The 7,120-nt window shown below is 41.7% G+C and carries 6 protein-coding genes (1 of these 6 running past the window's edge); 5 read left to right on the top strand and 1 reads right to left on the bottom strand.

Going from position 1 to position 7,120, the window contains the following annotated elements; translation table 11 throughout:
• Positions 1 to 244, top strand: partial view of an HIT family protein gene (locus IGI89_RS00255; RefSeq protein WP_438735088.1) — the 3' portion only. It extends 227 nt beyond the left edge of the window; 244 of the gene's 471 nt are visible here — the last part of the coding sequence; the start codon falls outside the window, past its left edge; its stop codon occupies positions 242 to 244.
• A 64-nt stretch (positions 245 to 308) separates the two neighbouring features.
• Here IGI89_RS00255 and IGI89_RS00250 read toward each other — a convergent pair whose 3' ends face one another.
• A complete protein-coding gene (locus IGI89_RS00250; protein WP_430619432.1) occupies positions 309 to 2,309 on the bottom strand; it encodes a beta-galactosidase in 2,001 nt (666 codons plus the stop codon).
• A gap of 432 nt (positions 2,310 to 2,741) precedes the next feature.
• Between IGI89_RS00250 and arcA the strand changes: the two genes are divergently transcribed.
• The 4 genes from arcA to IGI89_RS00230 all read left to right on the top strand — a co-directional run bounded on the left by arcA (position 2,742) and on the right by IGI89_RS00230 (position 7,104).
• A complete protein-coding gene (arcA, locus tag IGI89_RS00245; RefSeq protein ID WP_438735086.1) occupies positions 2,742 to 3,959 on the top strand; it encodes an arginine deiminase in 1,218 nt (405 codons plus the stop codon).
• 384 nt (positions 3,960 to 4,343) lie between these two features.
• Positions 4,344 to 4,655, top strand: coding sequence for a hypothetical protein (locus IGI89_RS00240; RefSeq protein ID WP_008380980.1), 312 nt, complete (start codon positions 4,344 to 4,346; stop codon positions 4,653 to 4,655).
• Positions 4,656 to 6,647: a V-type ATP synthase subunit I gene (locus tag IGI89_RS00235; protein WP_008380982.1), complete on the top strand. Its 1,992-nt coding sequence runs from the start codon at positions 4,656 to 4,658 to the stop codon at positions 6,645 to 6,647.
• Complete coding sequence (locus IGI89_RS00230; protein WP_005237160.1) at positions 6,631 to 7,104, top strand: V-type ATP synthase subunit K; 474 nt, start codon at positions 6,631 to 6,633, stop codon at positions 7,102 to 7,104. The genes IGI89_RS00235 and IGI89_RS00230 overlap by 17 nt, the downstream gene beginning before the upstream one ends.
• Positions 7,105 to 7,120 lie beyond the last annotated feature (16 nt).

The following is a 7,120-nucleotide window of genomic DNA, read 5'->3' as shown; positions in this document are numbered from 1 at the left end:
TTGTTCTCCATTGAGAATCAATTATGAACTATTGGGAAATACCGATAACTTTCTTCATGCACATCTTTTTCCCCGTTATGAATGGGAAACCGACGAAGCGAAAAAAATGCCTGTTTGGTTGTATGACAAATCCCATTGGACTAATCCAGAGTATCACTATTCAGAAAAAAGAGATGGAGAGTTAAGACGAGAGATAGCCTCTTATTTAGAAATTGCCTATCGTTTGTCTAATGAACCTTTCTGAATCTAGTAACCTCTATAAAAGAACCTCCATGAAGCGATCGCTTCATGGAGGTTCTTTCCTTAGATCAATCAATATACTTAAGGATTGCGACTTCTTTTGGTTTCAGAACTGCCAACTGTTTGGTTTCTTTGGTTAGAAGGTCTTCTCCAGGGGCTTTCAGCTTCACTTCTGTTGTCTGCTCGGTATGGTTTAAGAAAAAGACGAGTGTATAGCCAGCACCTTTGCGACAGGTAACGGAGATTTCAGTAGGAGCAGCCAAGAAGTGCTGGGCATGAGTCGTTAATTTGTGATTTTCCAGAATGGTCGCTAAAAATGTAGTTAGTCCTTCAAGAGACAATTCTGTTCCCACGTAATACGCATACCCATCGTCGATCCGGTTCATGGTAATGGCGGGCTTATCGGTCAAATAACCGGATTGGAAGGTTGCCAAAGCTTTCGCACCTTCTAGATGGATGACTTCCTCCCATAGAGAATTGTCGTACCGACGACCTTGGAGGAAGTCAATTTGGTGATGGGTAGCCGCTTTCATTGGGTAAAACTCTTCTACAATGATCCCTAAGGTGTCCCTAAACAGTCCTGGATAGCCCCCAAGATAGACTTGGTCATATTCATTGACGATCCCACTAAAGAAATTGGTCAAGAAGATGCCGCCTTGTCGCACGTAATCATGGATCTTCTTACCCAATGCTTCGGGTGCTGAATAGAGATTTGGGGCGATCACCAAAGGATAGCCGCCTAGGGATTCGGAAGGATGGACAAAGTCTACGCTCAGATTTAACGCCCTTAGTGCGGCATACAGGCTGCGTAACTGATGAATGTATTTTAAGGTTCTTGGTTTGGCATCCAATTCCAGCGCCCACCAATTTTCCCAGTCGAAGACAACTGCGACATCAGCCAAGAAGCGCGTCCCAACGATTTCGGATAGTTGCGAAAATTCGTTGCCTAATTGTGCACATTCACGAAAGATACGGCTTGACTGAGGATCTCCGTGAGGCACCATCGCACTATGAAATTTTTCTGCACCGCCACGAGACTGTCGCCATTGAAAGAACATGATACCATCAGCACCATGAGCTAGCGCTTCATAACTCCAAAGACGCAGCTGGTTGGGGGTCTTGGCCCCGTTGATTTGTCGCCAATTAACGGCGCTGGTGGCTTGCTCCATGATCAAGAATGGCTTTTTCTTCAAACTGCGGGTTAAATCGTTAGCAAGAAATTGCGGGTAAGGTATTTTTTCAAAGGGATTCGGGTACGAATTCCAGCTGACCACATCTATTTCAGGTGCCCATTTAAATCCATCTACGTATTTGTGTAAGCCCATAAGATTGGTCATATAAGGAATGTCATGGGAATATTTTGCAATCGCCGCCTTTTCAATTCGATAAAGTTCCAGATTCATGTCGGAAAGAAACCGACGGTAGTCTAATTGCTGTGCAGGATTTTTGAAGGTTGGCATTGCCTCTGGTAAGAAAATTTCCTCCCAGCTGCCATAGGATTGACTCCAAAACTTCGTTGACCAAGCATCATTCAATCCAGCGATGGTCAGATATTTCTCTGCTAACCATGTCTGAAATCTTTTCCGACAATGATCGCAATAACACTCGTGGATGTGACAGGTATATTCATTATTGATATGCCACATGACCAGCCCTGGATGATTAGCATAACGGTTTGCGACTGCTTCAGACAAATCGGCGGCATATTGACGATAGATAGGGGAAGTCGGACAGTAGTGCTGGCGCGCACCATGAACCAGTCGATTGCCATGAATGGTCACAGGCAGCATCTCAGGGTGTTTTTGAACAAGCCAAGCGGGAGGAGATGCTGTACCATTTGCAAGATCGATCATGATATTGTTTTCATATAAAAGATCCATCAACCAGTCCAGAAAGTCAAAATCATAGGTGGATTCATCTGGCTGCAGATTGACCCAGCCAAAAATATTGATACTTACATAGTTCACACCTGCTTCTTTCATTAAGCGCATATCTTCAAGAATGACTTCTTTAGACCATTGTTCAGGATTGTAGTCGGCACCATAGTAAAGCTGACGTTGCGTTTTCATAAAATCGCTCCTTTATAGACGTTTCTTTAGTATCAAGATACTTGAATCATATCAAATATTCATCTGTTTGATAGCGGTATCATTTGAAAATCATGAAATGATCCAAAAAAACAAAGATAGTTCAATCTGGTTTCGCAACTAGGGCTATAGTCCGCCAGTTCTTTTGCCTTGCTGTTTTTTTAACAAAAATATACAATTGAAAAAGGCGGTAAATTAAAACATCTAAAATTTATCTCTCTAAGTAGTTGTTTTTTTATTAATAGTTTCTTTATAAAAAAATGCATGTTTATAACCAACAGATCAAAAAAACTATTAAACATTAGCAGAAGATTACTATGAGTCAAAGAAATGAATAATTATGTGTCGAGGAGTCATAAACGAGGAATGACATAAGTTATTCCACAAAAAATGCGAAAAAGGAGAGACACGTCCATGAACCAGCCAATACAGATCTTTTCTGAGATTGCGCCCTTAAAGCGGGTGCTGTTGCATCGTCCAGGAGCAGAATTGGAAAACTTGATGCCGGATTATCTTGATCGCTTGTTGTTCGATGATATTCCTTTTCTAGACCAAGCACAAAAAGAGCATGATTTTTTTGCCGAGACGTTAAGAAACAGAGGGGTGGAAGTCCTTTATTTGGAAGATCTTGCTGCAGAGACATTGTCGACGACCGGTGCCAAAGAAGCTTTTTTAGAAGATTATTTAAATGAGACAACGATCCTTGATGAAGAGATTCGCAACGAAGTGCGCAATTTTTTCCTGTCGATCAAAGATAATCGCTCCTTTATCGATCATACGATGGCGGGCTTGATAAAAAGTGAGGTAGAAATTCCAAGAGCTAGCAAGTTAACGGCGATCGTTGAAACGGAATATCCTTTTTTGATCGATCCAATGCCAAACTTGTATTTCACGAGAGATCCGTTTGCTACGATTGGTCATAGCGTTTCCTTGAATCGAATGTATTCTGCAACGAGAAGACGAGAAACCCTCTACGGAAAACAAATTTTTACGCACCACCCGATGTTTGCCCGCAATGAGACGAACTTTTTGTATCATCGGGACGAAACGACGCGGATGGAAGGCGGCGATCAGCTGATTTTATCTGATAAAATCGTGGCGATCGGTATCTCTCAACGAACCGAGGTTGCTTCTATCGAAAAAATTGCCGAAACGATTTTTGCTACAGAACCGAGTTTTGAACATATCTTGGCATTTAATATTGGTGAAGAACGAAAATTTATGCACTTAGATACGGTCTTTACGATGGTGGATCATGATAAGTTCACGATCCATCCAGAAATCGAGGGAGAACTTTCGCTGTATTCAATCACTAAACACAAGGACGGTGTGCGAGTATATGAGGAAAAAGATACGTTGGAAAACATTCTTTGCCGTTATTTAGATTTGCCTGAAGTACACTTGATTCGCTGTGGTGGTGACGACTTAGCGGCAGCAGCCAGAGAACAATGGAATGATGGTTCCAATACATTGGCGATCGCCCCAGGGGAAGTCGTGGTCTATGACCGCAATACCATCACCAACGGGTTGTTAAAAGAGGCAGGCGTCAAGTTGAATGAGATCTCAGGAAGTGAATTGGTTCGCGGACGTGGAGGTCCACGCTGTATGAGTATGCCATTTATTCGTGAGTAGGACGAATCTTTGTTATTTTAATTACGGATTTTTGCTTTGAAATTATGAAAGTTAAGAAATAGAAGAGAGAAAAATAAAAGAAAGATTTGAAACGGCATTCTGTTTCTAATCTTTCTTTTTTGTCATCATTTAACCCCCTATAAATTGAAAAGGATTTCTTTTTGTGAAAATGTGTAATTTTTGTGACTTTTATATGTAAAGACTATAAAAAAACGCTAGGAACCTTGTTCTATCGCTAAATTTATGGTACGGTTATATTAGAAAACGGAAATAGGTGAAGGTATTTGCCACTTATTGATTTTTGACACCCTACGATCAGCGAATGCCATATGCTTGATTTGTAGTGGTTTTTTTTGCGGAAAAAAAGGGAAAGCAGGTGAGAAAATGGCAGTAGATGCAATTCGATTATTACAAGAAGCAGAGCAATTTGCTGAAAATAAAAACCAAGAAGCGGAAGCAGAAAAAAAACAATTGGCACAAGAACGCGAAGAACGGTTGAAGGCGTTTAAAAAAGAGTTGGCAGAAAAAGAAGCCCAACAAAAAGAAGCAATCAATCAAAAAATCGCAGCTGAGTTAACACAGTCAAAAGAACCGCTCATGGCTAAAACGAAAGCAGAAGTGGAAACACTACGAACGATCCCTAATGAGTTAAAGGAAGAAGCATTGGCAATAATAATAAATAAGGTTGTGACATAAATGGCAATTGCAAAAATGCAAAAGTTCAGTCTGTTGACCTTTTACGATCAGAAAGAAGCTGTTTTAGAGCAGCTGCAAGACTTTCAGGGCGTAGAACTGCTTTCTTCGGAGAAATACTACGATTCTGAAGAAACGACGGGTGTTTTGACACCGGTTCGCGAGGAACAGTCTGAAGAAGAAATGGAGAACCAGTTTGGTCAAGTCAACTGGAGCTTAAATTTTTTAGAAGAATATGTACCCAAAAAAGGAATGCTGGCACAACTGCGGCAACCAATCAAAAAATATACCCTTCAAGAATTGGCTGAAACAGCCCACACCTATCCCTGGCAAGAATTATGCCAGACCCTTCGTAAACAAGACAAACGTCTTCGCTTGATCGATCAAGAAAAACGCGATGTATTAGCACAAGAAGCAGAGCTGTCGATTTGGAAGTATTTTAAAGAGCGTCCAGCGGTTTTAAAGGAATTAAAAAAATCAGGTGGCTTGCTAGGTTCGATTCCCACTTCTGAAATGGCTGACTTTACGACGAACAGTGAGAAGCTGCCGCTCGTCTATGTGGAAACTGTTTATCAATCACAAACAACCACTTATTTACTGGTCCTTTTCCACAAAGATGTAAAAGAAAAAGTAACTTCACTTCTTAAAAAAGTAGCCTTTGAGCAATACATCTACCCTTATGAGGGCATCCCAGAAGAAGATCTGCAAACGATGAAAGAAAAATCCCAACGTTTAATTGATGAAGAAAAAGAGATCAAAGCCTCTCTTCGTGCAATGACAAACGAGCAAGAAACTTTGCGGATCGTTGCCGAGTATTTAGATGGAGCAATCACCCGCTTAAAAAGCAATAAGATGCTTTTACGTTCTACTCATGCGGTCTCGCTTTCTGGCTGGGTTCCTGTTGATGGAACGGCCGAATTAGAAAAACGCATCAAAAAAGGAACCACGGATAACTATTACCTCGAATACCAAGAAGTGACGGAAAAAGAGATTAGTAATGTGCCGATTTTATTAGAAAACGCACGTTGGATCAAACCTTTTGAAGGACTTGTTCGGATGTACAGCTTGCCGCAATATGACGAGTTAGATCCGACACCATTTATGGCGCCTTTTTATATGGTGGCATTCGGGATGATGGTTGCCGATTTTGGCTATGGTTTGCTTTTGTTTCTGGCGACGTTTCTTGGTAAAAAGCTGTTCCACCTCAGCAAAGGGCTGGAACAAAACTTGACCCTCTTTCAGTTATGCTCGATCCCCACGATTATTTGGGGCTTGATCTATGGCAACTTCTTCGGATTTGAATTCTCATTCCAACTGTTGTCTGCCCAGGATGATGTCAACCAGATCTTAGTCTTATCCGTGATCTTTGGGTACATCCAGATTATGTTTGGTTTGGCGCTGAAATTCTATATTCTATGGAAGAAAAAAGACCAGAAACTGGCTGCGATGTTCCAAGCCGGTTCATGGATCGTCTTTTTGATCAGTGTGGCTTTTGTTGCCGCAGGAATGCTGCTTTTCCCTGACACACCGTTACAAATGATTGGGATCGTAATGATCGCTGCCAGTCTATTAGCAGTGGCCATCGGAGGCAGTTTAGAAGGTAAAACCTTAGCAGGAAAAATCGGTTCTGGATTGTACGGATTGATGGATGTGACCAATTATGTTGGTGACTTGATCAGTTACACCCGTCTGATGGCGTTAGGGGTTGCCGGCGGAAGTATCGCCTCAGCCTTCAACTTGATCATCAGCTACCTGCCGCCAGCAGCCCGGTTTACGGTTGGTATCTTATTATTTGTGGCATTGCATGGCCTAAATATTTTCTTAAGTTACCTTAGTGCGTATGTTCATGGTATCCGTTTGCAGTATTTAGAGTATTTTGGAAAATTCTTTACGGGGGGCGGACGTGCCTTTGACCCCTTCAAATCAAATGAAAACTATGTAGAGATCATCTCAGAAGAGAAGTTACAGGAGGACAATAATGGAAAATTGGATTAGTTTCTTTTACGAAAATGGTGGAATTGTTTTTGCAGCTTTAGGTGTAGCGACCGCAACGATTTGCGGCGGTATCGGATCAACGATTGGTGTTGGGATGACCAGTGAAGCAGCGTCAGGCTTGATCTCAGAGCAGCCAGAGAAATTCGGACAAGCGTTGATCTTAGAGTTGCTGTCTAGTACTCAGGGGTTATACGGGTTCGTAATTTCCTTTATGATCTTTGGTCAAATCAGCGGTTCGCTTTCATTCGATCGCGGATTGTACTTGTTTATTGCTTCATTGCCAATCGCATTAACAGCGATCGTAGCCGGAAAATGGCAAGGACGTGCCGCAAGTGCTGCGATGCAGATTTTAGCCAAAAAACCAGAACATGTGACCAAAGGAATTATCTTGGTAGCGATGATGGAAACGTATTGTATTTTAGGGTTCGTTATTTCCTTCTTGCTTGTCTTGAATTAAGAGGAGGGAAAAGTGA

It is taken from the genome of Enterococcus sp. AZ141, from assembly GCF_051714385.1.
GTDB classification, from domain to species: Bacteria; Bacillota; Bacilli; order Lactobacillales; family Enterococcaceae; genus Enterococcus_D; species Enterococcus_D entomosocium.
Note: the sequence above shows the minus strand (reverse complement) of the source record. Positions and strands in the feature narration are given on the sequence as shown.

What these genes read in the sequence shown, in the direction of transcription:
- IGI89_RS00250 (WP_430619432.1), bottom strand. Translation starts at nt 2,309, where the DNA reads ATGAAAACGCAACGTCAGCTTTACTATGGTGCCGACTACAATCCTGAA.
- IGI89_RS00240 (WP_008380980.1), top strand. Translation starts at nt 4,344, where the DNA reads ATGGCAGTAGATGCAATTCGATTATTACAAGAAGCAGAGCAATTTGCT.
- arcA (WP_438735086.1), top strand. Translation starts at nt 2,742, where the DNA reads ATGAACCAGCCAATACAGATCTTTTCTGAGATTGCGCCCTTAAAGCGG.
- IGI89_RS00235 (WP_008380982.1), top strand. Translation starts at nt 4,656, where the DNA reads ATGGCAATTGCAAAAATGCAAAAGTTCAGTCTGTTGACCTTTTACGAT.
- IGI89_RS00230 (WP_005237160.1), top strand. Translation starts at nt 6,631, where the DNA reads ATGGAAAATTGGATTAGTTTCTTTTACGAAAATGGTGGAATTGTTTTT.